The sequence below is a fragment of the Synechocystis sp. LEGE 06083 genome (assembly GCF_015207725.1).
Lineage (GTDB): Bacteria > Cyanobacteriota > Cyanobacteriia > Cyanobacteriales > Microcystaceae > Synechocystis > Synechocystis salina.
On record NZ_JADEWJ010000053.1, the window covers coordinates 1 to 17264 of the forward strand.

At 49.9% G+C, this 17264-nt stretch carries 19 protein-coding genes; 10 read left to right on the top strand and 9 right to left on the bottom strand.

The window, feature by feature from the left end; all coding sequences use genetic code 11:
• Both IQ219_RS06165 and IQ219_RS06170 read left to right on the top strand, forming a co-directional pair.
• Window positions 1–266, top strand: a 266-nt coding sequence (locus tag IQ219_RS06165) for a metal-sensitive transcriptional regulator (RefSeq protein ID WP_194072057.1), incomplete at its 5' end; no start/stop codon positions are given.
• Window positions 267–286: 20 nt separating this feature from the next.
• Window positions 287–1615, top strand: a complete 1329-nt coding sequence (locus tag IQ219_RS06170; protein ID WP_194072058.1) for a recombinase family protein — start codon at window positions 287–289, stop codon at window positions 1613–1615.
• On the opposite strand, the gene IQ219_RS06175 is transcribed toward IQ219_RS06170, so the two are convergent.
• The 4 genes from IQ219_RS06175 to IQ219_RS06190 are packed head-to-tail and all read right to left on the bottom strand — an operon-like array spanning window position 1612 to window position 3535.
• The gene (locus IQ219_RS06175) at window positions 1612–2079 is read right to left on the bottom strand and encodes a CBS domain-containing protein (protein ID WP_190596831.1); all 468 of its coding nucleotides are present in this window, start codon (window positions 2077–2079) and stop codon (window positions 1612–1614) included. The genes IQ219_RS06170 and IQ219_RS06175 overlap by 4 nt on opposite strands.
• Before the next feature lie 58 nt (window positions 2080–2137).
• A complete protein-coding gene (locus IQ219_RS06180; protein ID WP_190596833.1) occupies window positions 2138–2665 on the bottom strand; it encodes a tetratricopeptide repeat protein in 528 nt (175 codons plus the stop codon).
• Entirely contained in the window at window positions 2662–2853 is a 192-nt protein-coding gene (locus IQ219_RS06185; protein ID WP_190596835.1) for a hypothetical protein, read from the bottom strand. The genes IQ219_RS06180 and IQ219_RS06185 overlap by 4 nt, the downstream gene beginning before the upstream one ends.
• Window positions 2854–2893: 40 nt before the next feature.
• Window positions 2894–3535: a hypothetical protein gene (locus IQ219_RS06190; protein WP_190596837.1), complete on the bottom strand. Its 642-nt coding sequence runs from the start codon at window positions 3533–3535 to the stop codon at window positions 2894–2896.
• Here IQ219_RS06190 and IQ219_RS20345 point away from each other — a divergent pair.
• Window positions 3534–3662, top strand: coding sequence for a hypothetical protein (locus IQ219_RS20345; RefSeq protein WP_255512805.1), 129 nt, complete (start codon window positions 3534–3536; stop codon window positions 3660–3662). The genes IQ219_RS06190 and IQ219_RS20345 overlap by 2 nt on opposite strands.
• Window positions 3663–3915: 253 nt before the next feature.
• On the opposite strand, the gene IQ219_RS06195 is transcribed toward IQ219_RS20345, so the two are convergent.
• The gene (locus IQ219_RS06195; protein WP_194072059.1) at window positions 3916–4986 is read right to left on the bottom strand and encodes a Gfo/Idh/MocA family protein; all 1071 of its coding nucleotides are present in this window, start codon (window positions 4984–4986) and stop codon (window positions 3916–3918) included.
• Window positions 4987–5237: 251 nt separating this feature from the next.
• Here IQ219_RS06195 and IQ219_RS06200 point away from each other — a divergent pair, with 251 nt between their 5' ends.
• Window positions 5238–5750 carry a hypothetical protein gene (locus tag IQ219_RS06200; RefSeq protein ID WP_194020383.1) on the top strand — a complete coding sequence of 171 codons (513 nt, stop codon included), beginning with the start codon at window positions 5238–5240 and terminating at the stop codon, window positions 5748–5750.
• 22 nt (window positions 5751–5772) lie between these two features.
• Window positions 5773–6975 carry a DNA double-strand break repair nuclease NurA gene (locus tag IQ219_RS06205; protein ID WP_194020382.1) on the top strand — a complete coding sequence of 401 codons (1203 nt, stop codon included), beginning with the start codon at window positions 5773–5775 and terminating at the stop codon, window positions 6973–6975.
• Between the two features lie 9 nt (window positions 6976–6984).
• On the opposite strand, the gene IQ219_RS06210 is transcribed toward IQ219_RS06205, so the two are convergent.
• Both IQ219_RS06210 and IQ219_RS06215 read right to left on the bottom strand, forming a co-directional pair.
• Window positions 6985–9174, bottom strand: coding sequence for a hypothetical protein (locus tag IQ219_RS06210; protein WP_194072060.1), 2190 nt, complete (start codon window positions 9172–9174; stop codon window positions 6985–6987).
• A 265-nt stretch (window positions 9175–9439) separates the two neighbouring features.
• Window positions 9440–12130: a phycobilisome rod-core linker polypeptide gene (locus tag IQ219_RS06215; RefSeq protein ID WP_194072061.1), complete on the bottom strand. Its 2691-nt coding sequence runs from the start codon at window positions 12128–12130 to the stop codon at window positions 9440–9442.
• Window positions 12131–12458: 328 nt separating this feature from the next.
• Between IQ219_RS06215 and IQ219_RS06220 the strand changes: the two genes are divergently transcribed.
• Complete coding sequence (locus IQ219_RS06220) at window positions 12459–13244, top strand: HAD family hydrolase (RefSeq protein WP_194072062.1); 786 nt, start codon at window positions 12459–12461, stop codon at window positions 13242–13244.
• Window positions 13245–13270: 26 nt separating this feature from the next.
• On the opposite strand, the gene IQ219_RS06225 is transcribed toward IQ219_RS06220, so the two are convergent.
• A complete protein-coding gene (locus IQ219_RS06225; protein ID WP_190596857.1) occupies window positions 13271–13525 on the bottom strand; it encodes a hypothetical protein in 255 nt (84 codons plus the stop codon).
• Window positions 13526–13827: 302 nt separating this feature from the next.
• Entirely contained in the window at window positions 13828–15405 is a 1578-nt protein-coding gene (locus IQ219_RS06230) for an NAD(P)H-quinone oxidoreductase subunit 4 (protein ID WP_190596859.1), read from the bottom strand.
• 368 nt (window positions 15406–15773) lie between these two features.
• On the opposite strand from IQ219_RS06230, the gene psaC reads away from it, so the two are divergent.
• From psaC to IQ219_RS20500, 4 genes are all read left to right on the top strand, one after another.
• Window positions 15774–16019, top strand: a complete 246-nt coding sequence (gene psaC / locus IQ219_RS06235; protein ID WP_002764973.1) for a photosystem I iron-sulfur center protein PsaC — start codon at window positions 15774–15776, stop codon at window positions 16017–16019.
• Window positions 16020–16200: 181 nt separating this feature from the next.
• Window positions 16201–16470 carry a helix-turn-helix transcriptional regulator gene (locus tag IQ219_RS06240; protein WP_194015132.1) on the top strand — a complete coding sequence of 90 codons (270 nt, stop codon included), beginning with the start codon at window positions 16201–16203 and terminating at the stop codon, window positions 16468–16470.
• Window positions 16471–16522: 52 nt separating this feature from the next.
• Window positions 16523–17092, top strand: coding sequence for a Uma2 family endonuclease (locus IQ219_RS06245; RefSeq protein ID WP_194072063.1), 570 nt, complete (start codon window positions 16523–16525; stop codon window positions 17090–17092).
• A gap of 52 nt (window positions 17093–17144) precedes the next feature.
• Window positions 17145–17264, top strand: a 120-nt coding sequence (locus IQ219_RS20500; protein WP_194072064.1) for a helix-turn-helix domain-containing protein, incomplete at its 3' end; no start/stop codon positions are given.

Consider the following 17264-nt stretch of genomic DNA (forward strand, 5'->3'; position numbering starts at 1 on the left):
TCCACAGCCAGGAATCCTTACAAAAATTGGTTAATCGCCTCTCCCGCATTGAGGGCCACATCCGGGGAGTAAAAACCATGGTGCAGGAAAATCGTCCTTGCCCGGAGGTTTTAATTCAGGTGGCGGCCATCCGGGGAGCATTGGACCGGGTAGCTAGATTAATTTTGGATGACCACATGAATGAGTGCATCACCAGGGCGGCGGCAGAGGGCAATATTGAGCAGGAGTTGGCGGAACTGAAACAGGCCCTAGACCGGTTTTTGTAGGGTTTTTGTCACCTGTTGCCATGCGTATTGTTGCCTACGTTTACTCCGATCGCCTGTTGGATGCCCCTATAGATCCTCAGATTTGGGGAGTGGAGGTGGACCGGGTTTATGTGGATCTGGGGGAACGATGGGCCCTGGGTGAATTGATGGAGGATTGCCAAAGTCAGAGCACCGATTATTGTCTGGTCAAAAATCTCAAGGAATTGGGCCAGTCCGCCCTTGAGGTCAGCCAAACTTTGGCAAAATTGGAAAGTTTCGGTATCACTGTCGTTGCCCTGGAGCAGGATTACCAAAACAATGGCAAGGCCGACATGGCGATCGCCAGACAACAATGGTCGGAACTATGGGCCACTCTAGACAAGGAACAACGTAGGGATCATCTCCGCCGGGGCCACGCCCGTAATCGTCTAGCCCTAGCTCCTCCCCCTGGTAAAGCCCCCTATGGTTATCGTCGCAGTGTCAACCAGTACGTAATTGACCGGGCCACTGCCCCAGTGGTGAAGGCATTTTTTGAAAAATTTCTCCTCTCCGGTTCCCTGCGGAGTTCTGTCCGCTATTTAGAGCAGACCTATGGCAAAAAAATTGCGGTGGCCACCGGGCGACGTTGGTTAACCCATCCCGTGTACCGGGGCGATCTGCTCTACCAAAATCAGACTGTCATTGCCGACACCCACGCTCCTTTGTTAAGCCGCACCGAAGCGGCCCAGATTGACCGTCTCTTGCGCCGTAATGCCCCTTTACCCCGCCGCACCGCTAGTGCCCCCCGTTCCCTGGCCGGCTTAGTTAATTGTGACCGTTGCCAGAATCCCTGGGTGGTAGCCCATGTGACTTCCCGTCACCAAAGCAAAGTCTATCTCTATCTCCGACCCCGCCATTGTCCTGAAAAACCTAAATGTCAGGCGATCGCCTATGGGCAATTTTTAGAGCAAGTTATTGAGCAAATTTGCCGGGAACTACCCTTAGCAGTGGGTAAATTATCCCCCTCTTCCCTTGGAGAACATTACCAAAATTTACAACAGGCGATCGTGGAAAAGCAAAGTTTACTGGAGCAACTACCCACCTGGGAACAGCGGGGCATACTAGACAGCCACACCCATCAACTGCGTCGGTACCAACTGAAACAAGACCTGGCCCAATTACAACAGCAGTTGGCCCAATTGCCCCCGGACGAATTGCAACGCATTATCCCCGCCGTTTCCCTGCCTCAATTTTGGCGAGACCTTTCGGAAACGGAGCGCCGCTTCTACTTCCGGGAGTTTATCCGTAGCATCCAATTAGACCGCCAACCCCAGGGGTGGAATTTTTGCCTTACTTTCGTCTTTGGGGAAAAGGAAAACCCAGCGACCTAGGCTTCTCCCCGGGCCATGGCGCGGATAATGTCCCCTTGGGTCAAAATACCAATCAGTTGCCGACTCTCCACATTCAGCACCGGCAGACGGCGAATTTTTTTCTCATTCATTAAATGGGCCGCTTCCCGCAGAGTTTGGGTGGGCAAAATGCTAATGGGGACATCGTTCATCACTTCCCCCACGGTTTGTCCCAGGGCCTTGTGCAATTCTCGTTCGTGGCGGGCGGGATTTTGCAGGTAAATAATACTGTCTAGCAACATCACATAGGGAGGTGTATCCACCCCAGACTCCTGCCACATCAAATCGGTGTCGGAAATGACCCCCACCAATTTCTCCTGATCGTCCAGCACCGGCATGCCGCTGATGCGGTTCTCCGCCAACAGACGAATGGCATCCTGTAGGGGGGTATCGGGTCTGACTGTGATGGGATTCGGGGTCATCACTTCCCCAACCGTTCTGCTCATAAAACTATGTTAAATGTGGGACTTTGACCTAACTTTTCTTGCTTGCATCCAATCTATTTTAAGTCTCGACAAGGCGTTTTTTCAAGGAATTGGCCCGCCGTTGAGCTACTTTATTATTTGGTTCTATTGCCAAGGTTTGTTCGTAGGTTTCTAGGGCTTTGTTAACCATTTGTTTTTTTTCATAAACATTGGCTAAATTATTCAAAGCAATGACGTAATCTGGGAATAGTTTCAAAGCATCTTTGTAATGACGAATGGCCAGATCAAATTGCTCCTGGGCAAAACAGGCGTAGCCCATGGCATTATAAATCAGTGCTTGGTTTTCTGGCTCCACTTCCTCTCCCATTTTGAGGGCTTTTTGAAATAAGTTTATGGATTGGGAATATAATTTTTTATCTAAATAAATGCTGCCCAATTGATAATATTCCTGGGCACTGCCTTTACTGTTTTGTAGTTTTTTTTGCAGTTTACCAAAGGTGTTTTCTAGGCGGCGGGCTTTTAACACCTGACTGAAGACAAATACGCCCAATCCCCCCAAAATAATCAACAAAACGGAAAGATAAACAATGGGTAGAGACTCAGTCATGGGAACAATAAACTTAATGCTTCGGTAAAAGAATTAACGGGCGATAAAATAGGCAACGGCACCGACGGCCAATATCTTTGGCGATCGCCAACCCCAGAAGCCCATTGTACGTGGTTACGCTTCCATCTCACTAGGAAAATGCTCCAGGCTCCCATCGGCACCTTTCCCTGGCGATCGGGGAGGGACATGAAATCAACATATCAGGAAATATATTTTGCCCTAGCCCTATTATTCATTTTTACCTTCTAAGGTGGGTACTTTGCCGGGGGCATTCTCGATCGCCCCAATGGCTGCCCGGGCCCCCGCTTTAATATCCCTTTCTTCCCCTCCTAGGTAAAGTCGACCAAAACTGCCAATGGAGCTAACCTGCAAAATATTGATGGAAGCATACTTTTCTGCTTCGTTGGCCGCCAAGGAAGCATAGGCCGCCGGTTGCACCTCCAACACAAAGAGGGTTTGCCCCGCCAATAACATATGGCCCCGCCGATTACGGTTAATTAACTGGGTTTGGTAGGCATCAATGTTACGAATAATTTGACTAGACACCACCTTGGGCTTGATGCAGTCACTGGCTTTGGCGCCAATATATTGCAAAATAGCCTGTCCTGCTGCCCGCACTTCCCCCTGATTACTGGCATGGATTTCCAGCAAACCGTAGAGCCGTTCCACAAATAACACCCCTGGCCGCACCACCGCCGCCTTGAGGGCAATATCGGTAATGCGGTTAATTTCAATGCCTGGGGAAACCTCCACCCAGAGGGAGCAATCCCCCGGTAGGGGCAAAAAGCCGGAGGCCACCGTCCCAATGTAGGCGGCATGTTGAGACTGGAGACTATCCAGGTAAACGTAACTACGGAGTTCGATGCCCATGGCAATTGGAGTGCAAAACAATGGCGGTGGGCTGACGTTGCGGGCCGTCCCTCCTCCAAACAAAGTGATTCACAGCAGTAGGGAAAACTATGGGCGTCAGCCAGTGGAACAGGGTCAAACCCTGTAGGTCAACCGCAGAAAACACCGACCTATCTTACCTGAATACCGGCTTGCCCCGATAATGCCCATAGACTAAGTCAGCGTAAATCTGACGATGATGTCATCGAAATTTCAGTCCTCGTCGAGAAAATCCCCAAAACTGATCACTTCGGAGCCCGACTTTGTGCCATGGGTGATGCCATCTGGATTGGCAGATCCAAAAGCAAAGATAAGAGCACTGTTGCCGTCAAATTAGTCCCAACCCATTAGATAGAGACCATTTAAATGCTAGCCCCCAGGGCCAAAGTCACGTTTTGATACTCTGAAGCCGCTTCCAAAGCATTCCAGCCGTTGCTGTCCAAGGCCATTTCTTCAATTAAACTGGCGAGCTTTAACGCTTTGAGGGCCTGTTCTCCCCCCACAGAGGGTTGGTCTCCCCCCCGTACACAGTGGATAAAATGCTCCAATTCGGCGTGGAGGGGTTCGATGTTGCTAGTGTAAACCTTTTCGATTAATCCATCCTGGCGGTACAACACCTGACCATAGTCCGCACTCCAATCGGCGGTGGTTTGGCGATGGATAAGAATTTCGTTATTGAGGAAATCTGCTTCGGTGAGGGAATTTTTACAGTGGGCGGCAATGGAACGAATTTTGCGGTGGGTAACCTTGCTGGCGGTGAGGGTGGCCACAATGCCGGAGGAAAAGCCCAAAGTGGCGGTGACATAATCCAAATAGCCTGATCCGGAAGCCCGACTGCCACTAGCGGATAGTTTGACCACTTCAGAACCCACCAGTTCCAGCAATAGGTCAATGTCGTGGATCATCAAATCCAACACCACAGACACATCATTGGCCCGCTGGGAATAGGGACTCATGCGATGGGCTTCGATCGCCAATAACTCCTCCGTTTTAAGAATTTTGGTTAGTTCCAAAAATGCTGGATTGAAGCGTTCGATGTGCCCCACCTGGAGAATGCAATTGGCATCGGCGGCGGCATTGACCAATGACTCTGCTTCGGCAATGCTAGCGGCAATGGGCTTTTCGATCAGAGTATGAACATTATTTTGTAAACAATTCATGCCCACATCGTGATGAAGCCTGGTGGGAACCGCCACACAAACTGCATCCACATGGGGCAACATCTCTTGGTAATCTTCAAAAAAATGCACCCGATACTTACTGGCGGTGTCCAGACCTCGCTCCACATTGACATCGGCAATGCCCACAAACTCCACATCCTTCATCAGACTAAGGACCCTGGTATGGTGCTGTCCCATATTGCCCACCCCAATCACCCCGATGCGGATCGGCTGAAGGTAACTCCGTTGCCCGTTGAGCTGATGGCTCGTCATGATGCTGTTGCCACTCCTAAACACCTAGCCAGCCGCAAAATACTGACTGTTATAATTAACTTCACGAAAATTCATGCCTTAGATACTAGCACAGGCCGTGTTTGTCTTCTTTCCCTAGGCAAAAACCGGCCCAGTGGAGATTGTTGCCAATTTTCTAGACCGGGGCTAAAAGTGACCCCAATGGTTGTGCTTGCAATGATTTTGGTGATTTGATCAAAAAACTTCACCAAACTTGCTCGAGGAATTGCCCTATGTTTAATAGTCGTCCCCTAACCACCTCTCTGACTTTACTGGCAATGGCTTTTGTTGGTTTGACTTCAATTGCTTCCACTGCCAGAGTTGAAGCGCAGGATCCCCCTGCCACCACCTATCAGCCAGGATTTTGGCAACCCATTGGCAGATTCGATCCCAAAAGGCCAGTTAAGGTCAAGCTCGTGAACGAAACGGACTTAGCCCTGGACTACGACATCACTAACCTGGAATCGTTCCCCCCCACGGTGGTCGCCCCTGGAGAATCGGCCATGCTAGAAAATTTTGGCAATAATGCCTACATCATGGTCTATCCAGACAATGCCACCCCCAGCACTCCGGAGCAATCCTTTGTGCTTAAGTTTACTGTGCCGGTGGATGCCCGCACCCAAATGGTAGGGGAGGACAATGTGGCGGTGATTACGGTAACGAAGGGAGATGTCAATATAGAAAACCGGTTTTACGGCCATCGCTCCATCAATCTGCAACCCACCGGGGCGATTTTCTTCTACTAGCCCTTAATTTTGCCTCTCCTTCATGCTTGACCTCACCAAGTTAGCTGGTCAAATGCCGGCCCTAGGGCAACATTTTCGCCAAGAAGCCACCGCCGGCCATCAACGTCTGGAAAGGGCTCAGGAGTTATTTTTCCAAGCCCAACAGCACCAGACCCATTTACTCAACACATTAACGGAATGGGGCGATCGCCTCTTTTTTGCGGTGGCCAGGCCGTTGGAGCCTTTAGATACGAGGGTAGTGATTGGGGAGGCACCGGTAAACCACAGTGTTTTTGCCACGGATGGCTCCCAAATTGCCCCTTCCCACCATGAAATTGCCTACTGTTATCTACTCAATATTGGCCGGGTAATGCTCCACTACGGGCAAAATTTGCATCCCCTACTGGACAGTGTGCCGGAAGTGTATTTTCGCCCTGAGGATTTATATGCCTCCCGTCGTTGGGGCATTCGCACCGAGGAATGGTTGGGGCACCGCCGCACAGTGTTGGAAGCAGAACGGTTAGCGGCCCTAGCTTGTCGTTGGGTCAGTCCCCCAGGGCCCCACAGCGATCCCAACCTGGCCATGGTGGACGGCTCCCTAATTTACTGGTTTTTGGAAAGTTTACCCCAGGAAGCCAGAAATCAAATCCTTGACCCCATTTTGGCCGCCTGGGAAACGTTGCGCCAAGCTCGCATTCCCCTAGTGAGTTACATCAGCGCCCCCAGAAGTGTGGAGTCCATTAACCTTTTACGGCTCCAGGCTTGTCCCCACGAAAGCCCCAATTGTGTCAGCCATTGTGAAGGATGTCAGGCGGAGGAACGGAAAACCCCCTGTCAGATTTTTGATCCTCTGCGGGATAGCAGTCTGTGGCAAGGGATTCTCTCCCCAGGGCAACGGGGCCCCATTTGGAGCAGTAATGCCCGCATTTTAGAAGCCTATGCTCCGGCAATGCGGGTTTGTTTTTGTTACGTCCATGGGGGATCGGAGGTGGCCCGGGTGGAATTTCCCGCCTGGCTGGTGGAAGATTCAGAGTTGCTCAATCAATCTCTGGCCATTGTGCTCAGTCAGATAGAAAAGGGTTTTGGTTATCCCGTGGCCCTAGCGGAAGCCCACAATCAGGCGGTGGTGCGGGGCGGCGATCGCCGTAGATTTTTTGCCTTGTTAGAACAACAACTGGTCAAGACTGGACTGCGCAGTGTGGGCCCTTCCTACAAAGAAGCACGGAAAAGAAATACAGTGGTTTAGGTAAAGGGCCTAGGATAGGGTCCATTCCAACAGATTTTCCCCCGACAAATTAGCCATAAATTCCCCTTGTTCAGCTAGTAAAAGCAACAGATGGAGGCGATCGGGCCTAGTTTCGGGTAAGGCTGTCATGGGAATCACTACCACCAAAATTTCGTCTTGATGTACTAGCTGGGGTCGTTGGGGGTTGAGGTGCCAGCGGTTGGGCCCCACGGCAATTTCATGGTGACTTTGGAGATGGTGGAGATTAATGCGGCAATGGTGGTGGAAATAGTAATTTAACGGTGCTTGATCCGGCAGGGATGCGATCGCCAGGGGAGCATGGCCATGGGGCAAATAGGGATAATACCAGGCCAGATGAAGCTCATCGGGATCTAACTCCGGCAACAGTCGTTGGAAGTCTAACCGCAGGATCAACCGTTGGCGATCGTGGCCATAGTAGATTTGTTGCACGAACTCCTTTCCCCCTTGCACCGGCAAGCTATTAGCCACCTGCCAAGGAATTAAATTGGTTAAATTATCCCAGTGGGGATAGAGATGGCCTCCCAACGGGCGATCGCCATTTTGATCAATTAAGGGATGCTGTAGATAACCAGGCAAAGTTTCATTGAGGGCATGGTAAAGCCGGATCAGATGTTGGCGGAATAGGGCTTCAGAATTGAAGATTTTTTGGGAATGACCTTGGCCAAAAGCCTCAAACCAATCGGAACTTTCGGCCCCATAGAGGGCTTGCCAAGCTTCGGGATTATTTTCCTCTGTGGCTTCAGGATGACTTGCTAGAGTTTGCCTCGCATCAATTAAGTAATCCCAGGCTTGGTTCTGGCTAGGTTGACCGATCCATTTACTGAAATCGCCCCCATTCCAGGAACCTACCAACGGACTAGGAATGCCATTGTGTCCGGCCAATACTCTGGTGGGAGGAAACCGATCAATAAATTCAGACACAGTTACCAACTGCAGTAGCCCTTGGCGGCTCAAATGTTCACACTGCTGATAGAACTGATGCAAGAAGGTAAAGCCATTCTGGTCATAGCTATTCCAGGTAACATCCCCCTCTAGAGCAATGGTCACCAGTCTGGGTTGGGAAGTTTCTTGGGGTTGTCTGCGGGCCAAAAGTCGCTCAATTAAATCCTGGGCCGCTTGGGAAGGAGAGTAACGGCCATAGTGGAAACTAATCAAGTCTGATAATTGTTGATCCCGAAATACCATGGCCAACTCCCCGTCCTCCGTAGGCACTCGATAGACGGAATTTAGCCAACCTGCCCGTTCCGCACTGGTGCTCAAACTTTGGGCCAGGGCAGACTCATCAGCACATAACCACTCAAAACGCAGTTGGGCCACCGTTTGCACCATGGCAGGACTAACCGCTAACCCGGGCGGCCATAAACCCCGGGATTCCCGCCCAAAGATGCGCCGATAGTATTGCTTACCCCGTTGTAATTGTTTGACCCCATCCTCCGACCAACAAAAGCGGGGATCCGGCAGAGCCAGGGCGGCCTGGACAGTGCGGGCAATGTTGGTATCCGCCAACAGGGGCAAAATCGGGTGGCCATAAGGACTAGTGATAATTTCTAGTTGCCCAGAATTCTGTAATTGGCGGTGGAGGGGAATAATACCCTGAATAATTTGGCGTTGTTTACTAATGATTCTTTGGCGATCGCCTAGGGTGAAGGATTTTTGCCGAAAATACCAATCCCGTACTTCCCGATCCTCAGCAATGGTCAGAGCATCAAACCAAATTAAGTTATGCCAGGCCAACAGGTCGCTAAAATCCTGGGGTTGCCAATGGGATATGCACCAATTCAGCCCTTGCCTCTGGCGTTGTTCATATAACTGCTGATACCGATCCTGGGGAAAAATTTGTGTGCGGGGATCAGCCTCAAAAAAAGTGGTCAGAATTTCCACCTTTTGCTCTGGGCTTAACTTTTCCACCGGGCTTAGGGTGAGGGCTAAATGGCGATCGATCGCCCTGCCCTGGGCATAGTCCTCCAATTGAGCTAGTAAACAGGGCGTTAAACTCACTGTTTGGTGTAGGGTTGGATATCTTCCCCAGAGTTTGATTAACCCGCCGTAGTCCCTCGTACCATACAATCGCGCCCAGGGCCACTGATAGCGGCCATGACCCGCACCCACCATGCCGTAGGACTGGGAAGAAGGCTGGTGTTGATGCCAAATAAATGCGACATACAACGGATAGGCCATAGCAAGGGGAGGGTCAAAAGCGACCAATAATCATTACCATCCCTCACAGCATAACTAATAGAACTGTCCATAAAATTCACTTTTGGTAAGTCTTTGTCAGCCTTTGGCTATTTTGTCCCCTTGGTCAATTCAGTGCCTTTTGCTCCATGGTGAAAACTGGGCCGCCCAATCCTCCTCAACAAAAAACCTAGCCAGTGCAGAGTACCAGCTAGGTTAGAACAATCAATCAACTAATCAGAGATGGCTAAGGTGAAGCAATCTGTCCTTAACCTCCCACCTTAACCACTGGGGTAAAGCTCGGGACCACCAATTCCTTATCCTGCTTGGTGAGCTTGTTATACAGCCGTTCCGTGTTGGGGAAGTTGGCCGCGGGCAGGGTGGGGAAACGGCGATAGGGCACCGTATCTTCACCAAAAGTTTGTAGATATTCCATGCTATTCACCATGGCACCAATGAAGGCCCGTAGACCCTGGTTGGCCAAAATTTGGTTATACTGCTGGATTTCCTTTTGATTGAGGGGAGCCCGGCCCAGGAAGTGCTTGGTGCCCATTTCAATCACTTTGGTGTTGGGGTAAGGTGCATAGAACTCCTTCATATAGAGCTCCGAAGTACCCAAACCTTCGATGAATTCCTTAACGTTAATTTCATTATTGCTGAGCTTACTTTCCAGGGCAGTGAACTCAGAATTGATAATGTAGGGTTCCAGATCCCGCTCAAACACCTGGCGGTAGGCGGCCCGGACGGCATTTTTAACCGCAACCTTATCGTAGGTGGACACCAACTTAAAGATTTTGGTTTGTTGCCGTTGTCGGGTAACCCCTTGGTTGCTGCGGTAGGCGATTTCCGGCTCGGTACGCACAGTGGAAACTTGGCCCAATTCCACAAAACGGGGGGTCACTTCCTTGTCTACCCGTTGACCGATGTCTTCCCGAATGGAACCAACCCGGGCAGAACGCATTTGTAAACCAGCGGGGGTGAGGTAACGCTCATAGGGAACGGTGTCTTCCCCAAAGGCATCACTATATTCTTTACTGTCGATCATGGCCTCCACCACAGCGTAGAAGCCCTGTTTGGAAGCAATGTCGAAGTACTGATTCATTTCCTGGCGACCATAGGTGGGACGGCCCAGGAGACGGCGGTGCATGTATTCGATCGCCTTACAAACGTAGTGGGGAGCCCAGTAAAGCTTGAGGAACAATTCCGATTTAGCCAGGCGTTTAATAAATTCCCGCACGCTAATGTCGCCATTTTCCAGTTGGATTTCCGCCACGGAGAGCCTTTGCCCTTCGTACAGATCTCGACCGAAAACTTGACGATAGGCCGCCCGAATCAAAGCCTGGGTGGAGCTTTCCCCAAATTTGACGCTGGTGCCGGTATTTTTGCCCACTTTAGCGCCTGGTAAACCACCGTTGAGACGGAATACTTTCGCACCGAGACTGCCGGGAAATTCCCCTACCGCACTGGGGTTGCCCACTTGGTTATTAACCGCCGGCCCCCGGTGAATCAGAATCCGCTTGGTGTCCTTATTGAAGGGCGCAGGACGCTTGCTGGGATTGCGGGTTTCTTTCGGGAAGATGGCCCCAAATTGAATTTCCAGGGGATCATTGCCGGAACCATACACGTGTTGATCCGGTAACGGGCGATCGTACTGGGCAAAGGTAGTGATGAATTGGGGAACTTTGCGGAAGGGAGCACTGTAACTAAACAGATCCTGTTGCATCCCCCAGTTGCGGCATTCCTGGGCCTCAACCCCCAAGCCCCGCAGGTAGGGCACCGTTTCCTCGCCAAAGTAATCGGAATATTCCTGGGAATCCACTAGGGCATCCACCAGCGCCGCTAAACCACCACTGGAAACAACGGCAAAATATTTTTGCACCTCTTCCCTAGAACTGGGACCCCGGCCAAGGATGTGACGGAAAGCCAATTCTAAAGCCCGGCTATTGATGAAGGGTTCAAAGAATTGCTTGCGATAGAGAGGAGATTTGGCCAGGCGACGGACAAATTCCTTCATGGAAATATCGCCATTACGTACCTGGGACTCCAGATAGGAAATAGATTGGCTGTAGGCTTTGGTAATATCCCGCTCGAAAATTTGGCGGTAGGCGGCTTTGATGACCGCGTTTTTTTCCAACGCGGACAAACCAGGCTTCATGGCGTATTTTTGCCGCTTAGCCGAGGCGTTGAAATAGCTCTGGGGTAGTTCCAGACCCTGGATGTCATTGGAGGGCCCTTGGCGTACTTTGTTGGCCGGGGTGGGGGCTTTAAACTCACTCAGGAGAATGTCAAAGTATTGCAGGACAATCTCTTTTGCTTGGGCATTGGCTCGGAAATAGTCGGCAGAAGCAGCCCGCATTTCCTGGATAGCCACAATGGTGGCATCAATGGAACAGGCATTCTCAATAACTTCCTTCAGTCCCCGGGTATTGACCACAATGATGTTGGGGTCCCCGGCAACAATGGCATAGGTTGTGTAGCGCAAAAACCAGGACATGTCCCGGAGGGATTTTTGCATATTGCTGGGACCGTACCGGGCTATGTTAATGGGACGGAAACCAGGGGGAATGGGGCCAGTACTGCTAAAAACGGAACGGAGTCCCCCAAAGAGACCACCGCCGCCGTTACTTTCGGCGTAGGTAACACTGCCGTTGCGACTGTCACTGGAGGCACCCACCAATGCAGGCTGCCGCTCAACGGGCTTTTCCAGGTAGGAGAGGGGGGAACCGCCGGTGAAAATTCGATTGGCGGCCCTAGAGACGATCAAGTCGGCATTTTGGGTTAGGGTCTCTGCAATCTCTAGGCGCAGGGAACCGGATTGAAAATACGCTGTTAACTCGTTTAGTTCTGACCCTTCTAGGAAGCGATCCTGTTGCTCTGCTTGACTGATAGCGGAGACGGGAACGGTTTGGTAGAGTTGGGGTCGCGCTAGTGAGCTGCCACCACTTGCCTTAACACTCATTGGATTTCATTATCTCCCATTAACAAAATTGCGATCGCCTTAAAACGAGGGAAAAAGCCGCCCGGCCAAGGCTTATTTAAAGGTTCATCATAAAAAAGTGAATCAGCATCTAGGGTAGAACGTTTCGGAACGCTACAGGGGCTTTGTTAACTTTTGTGTAGGAGAACTTGATTGAATGGCCCTATTTAGCAATTCCGTAGGCATTCCTGAGGCTAGGCTAGGGGGGGCTGAGGAGAGCACCGAGAAAATGTTGGCATTAATCCTAAGACTCGCAAAACATCGTCAATAATGCAGTAGTGAATCCGTTAGATACTCCCCTTATAAATCTATGGAAAAATTTCCCCATTTGCTAGTCCTAGATTTTGACGGTGTCATCTGTGACGGTTTGCAGGAATATTTTCAAACTAGTTGTCAGGTTTGTCGACAAATCTGGCCAAATCTACCGCCAGAAAAGCTCGATCGCCAAAGAGATAACTTTTATCGTCTCAGACCAGTGATCGAAACAGGGTGGGAAATGCCCCTATTGCTGCAAGCTTTGGCTACGGGCGTAGACCCCGGAACTATTGAAAAAACATGGCCCACCGTCGCCCAGACGTTACAAAACCAAGAACAAATTGGCAAATCCCAACTGGCTCCAGCCCTAGACCAGGTGCGGGACAATTACATTAACCACGATTTGACCTATTGGTTGGAACTGCATCGTTTTTATCCGGGGGCAATTGAGCAATTAAACCATTGGCTCCAATCCCCCTACCCCCTATGGCTTTATATCGTAACCACCAAGGAAGGCCGCTTTGTGAAACAGTTACTCCAAAACCAAAAGGTGAATTTTCCCCTTGGTCAAATTATCGGCAAGGAAATTAAACAGCCCAAATATAAGACTCTGCAACAACTACTGATCAAACACAATTACGCCAGTGACCAACTCTGGTTTGTGGAGGATATGTTAACCACCCTACAAACCGTTGCTGACCAACCTGCCTTAGGACAAAGCAGTTTATTCCTGGCGGATTGGGGTTATAACACCAGCACCACTAGGGAATCCGCTAAAAATAACTGCCGTTTTTATTTACTATCCCTACAGCAATTTTCCCGCCCCTTTGGCCAATGGTGAGCTAAAAAAAAGAGGCGGAGGTTAATCTACTGTTCAACCTCAATAATTTCCGTATATTCGTTGCCTTCCTCATCTTCCACAATGGTGACTTGATTGCCTTCTTCATCCGTAACACTGACAGCGGTATTACCTTCGTCATCGACGCAAACCGCAACCCCCATACCATCTTCTTCATAGGCTTCACATTCGACTTCTTGGGCCATAGTGGGCATAGCCCCACCGAACAGCGCAAAGGAGCCAACAATTAAGCTGCCACCAATCATTGCAGGGATATTTTTCATGGATTTATGTTTGTCCTGGGGGGTATTAGAAGTACTAGAATAAGGTCTTGAAACGTTAACCGATTATTCTAGCCAAGCGTAACACAAACTTGCTAAAAAAAGTGGCGGAGCATCAGGAACAATGGCGATTTTCCACATGGACCCTGGAAACATATTTGAAAACAACAAAAAATTCCCCATAGCTACCAGGGGAACACGTCCAACAGCCTAATTTTTTGAGCAGGGAGTGAGAAAAATTTGGGGGAGAATTAAGGACATCTCCCCGAGATTATGATTCAAATGTTTGCCATCTGAAATCTGATTTAAAAACCGATGGTGGGGGCCCGTAAAGCGGTGACTTCCAAGGGGGAAATACTGGCCTCCTGCACCAAGCTCGGCACCGATCGCCGGGCCGTCTGCACCAGTTGATTAATGGTGGGGTCGTAAATTTGGGTAATTAGTTTGGGGTAAAAGCCAATGCCAATGATGGGCACCAGCAGACAACCAATGATAAATACTTCCCTCGGTTCCACATCCACCAGATTGGTATGGTTGACCAATTCCTCGTTCTCGGGGCCGTAAAGCATTTCCCGGAGCATGGAGAGGAGATAAATGGGGGTCAAAATTACCCCAACTCCCATGAGAACCACCACAATGGTACGAAAAACTAAGTTATAGGCATCGCTGGTGGCAAAACCCACAAACACCATCAATTCCGCCACAAAGCCACTCATGCCGGGCAGGGCCAGGGAAGCAAGGGAACAGGCTGTCCACATGGCAAAACCCTTTTTCATTTTTTGGCCAATGCCCCCCATCTCATCCAACATCAGGGTATGGGTCCGGTCATAAGTAGCCCCCACCATGAAGAATAAACTGGCCCCGATCAAACCATGGGAAATCATCTGCAACATGGCCCCACTCATGCCCAGGTCTGTAAAGGAAGCTAAGCCAATCAGGACAAAGCCCATGTGGGAAATGGAGGAGTAGGCAATTTTCCGTTTTAGGTTCCGTTGGGCAAAGGAAGTGAAAGCGGCATAAATAATGTTCACCACCCCCAGAATCACCAACACCGGCGCGAATACGGCATGGGCATCGGGTAACATCCCCACATTCATCCGCAGGAGGGCATAACCCCCCATTTTCAGCAAAATTCCCGCCAGCAACATGTGGGCCGGAGCGGTGGCCTCCCCATGGGCGTCGGGCAACCAGGTATGGAGGGGAAAAATCGGTAACTTAACGCCGTAGGCAATCAGAAAGCCAGCGTATAACAATAACTGCAGGTTAACGGGAATGTCCTTAGCGGCGATCGCCGACATATCAAAGGTATTGACATCGCCGTAAAAAGCCAGGGTCAGTCCTGCCAACAGGATAAATAAAGACCCCCCCGCCGTGTAGAGAATAAACTTGGTGGCTGCGTAGAGACGTTTTTTGCCCCCCCAAATGGAGAGAATTAGATACACCGGCACCAACTCCAATTCCCACACCAGGAAAAAGAGCAAAATATCCTGCACTGCAAATACCGCAATTTGTCCCCCATACATCAACAGCATGAGGAAATAAAAGAGTTTGGGCTTCAGGGTGACGGGCCAAGCGGCCATGGTGGCCAAGGTGGTAATAAAACCGGTGAGAATAATCAAGGGCATGGACAGGCCATCGGCCCCCACCGACCATTTGAGATCAATCTGGGGTAGCCAGGTGTAGCTTTCCACCAATTGCAATCCCGGCTGGCTCAGGTCAAAACCACTGTAGAAGGCATAAACGATGAGGGCAAAGTCTACCAGCCCCACCGTCAGGGAATACCATCTAACGGTTTTACCGTCCTTGTCGGGGATAATGGGAATGAATAAAGCCGCCACAATCGGCAAAAGGATGATCGTGGTCAGCCAGGGAAAAGTGCTCATACTACCCAGATAGTCTTTACAGACAATAATCTAGCAGGGATTTTTCCGGCCGGGCCCGCAGAAAAGATTAATTTTTTCTAACTTTTTGTAAGCAACTTGCCCGCCCCTGGCGATCGCCACCCTGCAAATTTTTGTTTGTACCCAGGGTTTTTTCTATGGTTAAGATTTGCTTTGCCTAGGGTTTGACCCCCACTGGAGAGCTTTTGCTTGGTTATTTGGTCCGATTTGCGGCAAAGATGTAACAGAATTTAAAGTTATGGCGTTTTTTCCGGAAGGAAATTCAGGTCTGGGGTAAACTAGCCCATAATCCTGACAATATTATTTTTTTCGACTTTACGGAGAACCCTCGGTTAAGGAGCCGATAGTCAATGTCCCATAGTGTAAAAATTTACGATACCTGTATTGGTTGTACCCAATGCGTCCGGGCTTGCCCCCTCGATGTTCTAGAAATGGTGCCCTGGGATGGTTGTAAAGCCGCTCAGATCGCCTCTTCCCCTAGAACCGAGGATTGTGTTGGTTGCAAACGTTGTGAGACCGCCTGTCCCACAGACTTTTTAAGTATCCGAGTTTATTTGGGTGCCGAAACCACCCGCAGTATGGGCTTAGCTTACTAGGTCGTTTAGATCCGGTAACTAGCCCCGCCATTATTCCAACTTTTGATCGAACTTTGACAGCTTCTGAGCTGGGAAGGCCCCTGGGGTCTTCTTTTTTATTTGCCTAAAGCTAGGCTTGACGGGGGGATTACCATAGAATATAGTCTACCGACTGAGTAAATATACCTGAGGATAATCACCCATGCTGGCCGGGAACTATCAACCCCCTGCGTCCCTATCGGATCGTGAATTGGAAATTTTAGACCTGGTGGCGATCGGCCTGACCAACCAGGAGGTGTCGGAGCGTTTGGAGATTAGCAAAAGAACAGTGGATAACCATGTCAGTAATATTCTGACGAAGACCAACACGGAAAATCGGGTGGAGTTGGTGCGCTGGGCCCTGCAATGGGGCAAGGTTTGTCTGAATGATGTCAACTGCTGTGTACTGCCGGGCGAGGGCAGTGTGTCCTAGATTGGGGTGGTGAGTTTGATTCGTTGGTCATTTTTCCTGAAGAAACCCAGCCATGGTTACTACTCCAGTAAAGACACTTTCCTTAGCAGAATTCATGGCATTACCAGAGACTAAACCAGCCCAAGAATACATCAATGGTACTGTCCGAGAAAAACCGAGGCCCAAAGGCAAGCATAGTCTCCTACAAACCTTATTGTCGGCAAGCTTGAATCAGACCCTCAGTTCCCAACGGCGGGCATTAGCCCTTTCGGAACTACGCTGTACCTTTGGTGATCGCTCCATTTTGCCGGACATTGCCGTGTTTACCCAAGACCGTATTCCCCGTGATTCTTCAGGAGAAATTGCGGATCTGTTTGACTTGGCTCCTGATTGGACTATTGAAATTCTTTCCCCTGACCAAAGCCCAGTCCGAGTCATTAAAAATATTTTGTCCTGTCTGGAGAATGGCACCCAGATGGGCTGGCTCATAGATCCAAAGGAGCAAACCATACTGGTTTATAGGCGTGACAAGCAAGTTCAAGTAATCGACAAACTACCTGAAATTGTGCCGGTGCCAACCTTTGCGGAGGATTTCCAAATCAGTGTTGGTGAACTTTTTGCCTGGTTACGGCAGATTCTATGACGAGGTGGTACAATGAGGGACAAATATTCAGGGGAGTTCATCGAGAAGTAAAATGCCAGCTCTATCAGTTGATCTAAGAGAAAGGATAGTCAAGACCTATGAAGGTGGTGGAACCTCAATTAGAAAAGTAGCAGAGCAGTTTCAAGTAAGCAAAACGACCGTTCAGGATTTG

Bases quoted from the DNA above. Each gene is read 5' to 3' on its own strand.
- IQ219_RS06170 (WP_194072058.1), top strand. From the start codon at position 287: ATGCGTATTGTTGCCTACGTTTACTCCGATCGCCTGTTGGATGCCCCT.
- IQ219_RS06175 (WP_190596831.1), bottom strand. From the start codon at position 2,079: ATGAGCAGAACGGTTGGGGAAGTGATGACCCCGAATCCCATCACAGTC.
- IQ219_RS06180 (WP_190596833.1), bottom strand. From the start codon at position 2,665: ATGACTGAGTCTCTACCCATTGTTTATCTTTCCGTTTTGTTGATTATT.
- IQ219_RS06185 (WP_190596835.1), bottom strand. From the start codon at position 2,853: ATGTCCCTCCCCGATCGCCAGGGAAAGGTGCCGATGGGAGCCTGGAGC.
- IQ219_RS20345 (WP_255512805.1), top strand. From the start codon at position 3,534: ATGGCAATTGGAGTGCAAAACAATGGCGGTGGGCTGACGTTGCGGGCC.
- IQ219_RS06190 (WP_190596837.1), bottom strand. From the start codon at position 3,535: ATGGGCATCGAACTCCGTAGTTACGTTTACCTGGATAGTCTCCAGTCT.
- IQ219_RS06195 (WP_194072059.1), bottom strand. From the start codon at position 4,986: ATGACGAGCCATCAGCTCAACGGGCAACGGAGTTACCTTCAGCCGATC.
- IQ219_RS06200 (WP_194020383.1), top strand. From the start codon at position 5,238: ATGTTTAATAGTCGTCCCCTAACCACCTCTCTGACTTTACTGGCAATG.
- IQ219_RS06205 (WP_194020382.1), top strand. From the start codon at position 5,773: ATGCTTGACCTCACCAAGTTAGCTGGTCAAATGCCGGCCCTAGGGCAA.
- IQ219_RS06210 (WP_194072060.1), bottom strand. From the start codon at position 9,174: ATGGCCTATCCGTTGTATGTCGCATTTATTTGGCATCAACACCAGCCT.
- IQ219_RS06215 (WP_194072061.1), bottom strand. From the start codon at position 12,130: ATGAGTGTTAAGGCAAGTGGTGGCAGCTCACTAGCGCGACCCCAACTC.
- IQ219_RS06220 (WP_194072062.1), top strand. From the start codon at position 12,459: ATGGAAAAATTTCCCCATTTGCTAGTCCTAGATTTTGACGGTGTCATC.
- IQ219_RS06225 (WP_190596857.1), bottom strand. From the start codon at position 13,525: ATGAAAAATATCCCTGCAATGATTGGTGGCAGCTTAATTGTTGGCTCC.
- IQ219_RS06230 (WP_190596859.1), bottom strand. From the start codon at position 15,405: ATGAGCACTTTTCCCTGGCTGACCACGATCATCCTTTTGCCGATTGTG.
- psaC (WP_002764973.1), top strand. From the start codon at position 15,774: ATGTCCCATAGTGTAAAAATTTACGATACCTGTATTGGTTGTACCCAA.
- IQ219_RS06240 (WP_194015132.1), top strand. From the start codon at position 16,201: ATGCTGGCCGGGAACTATCAACCCCCTGCGTCCCTATCGGATCGTGAA.
- IQ219_RS06245 (WP_194072063.1), top strand. From the start codon at position 16,523: ATGGTTACTACTCCAGTAAAGACACTTTCCTTAGCAGAATTCATGGCA.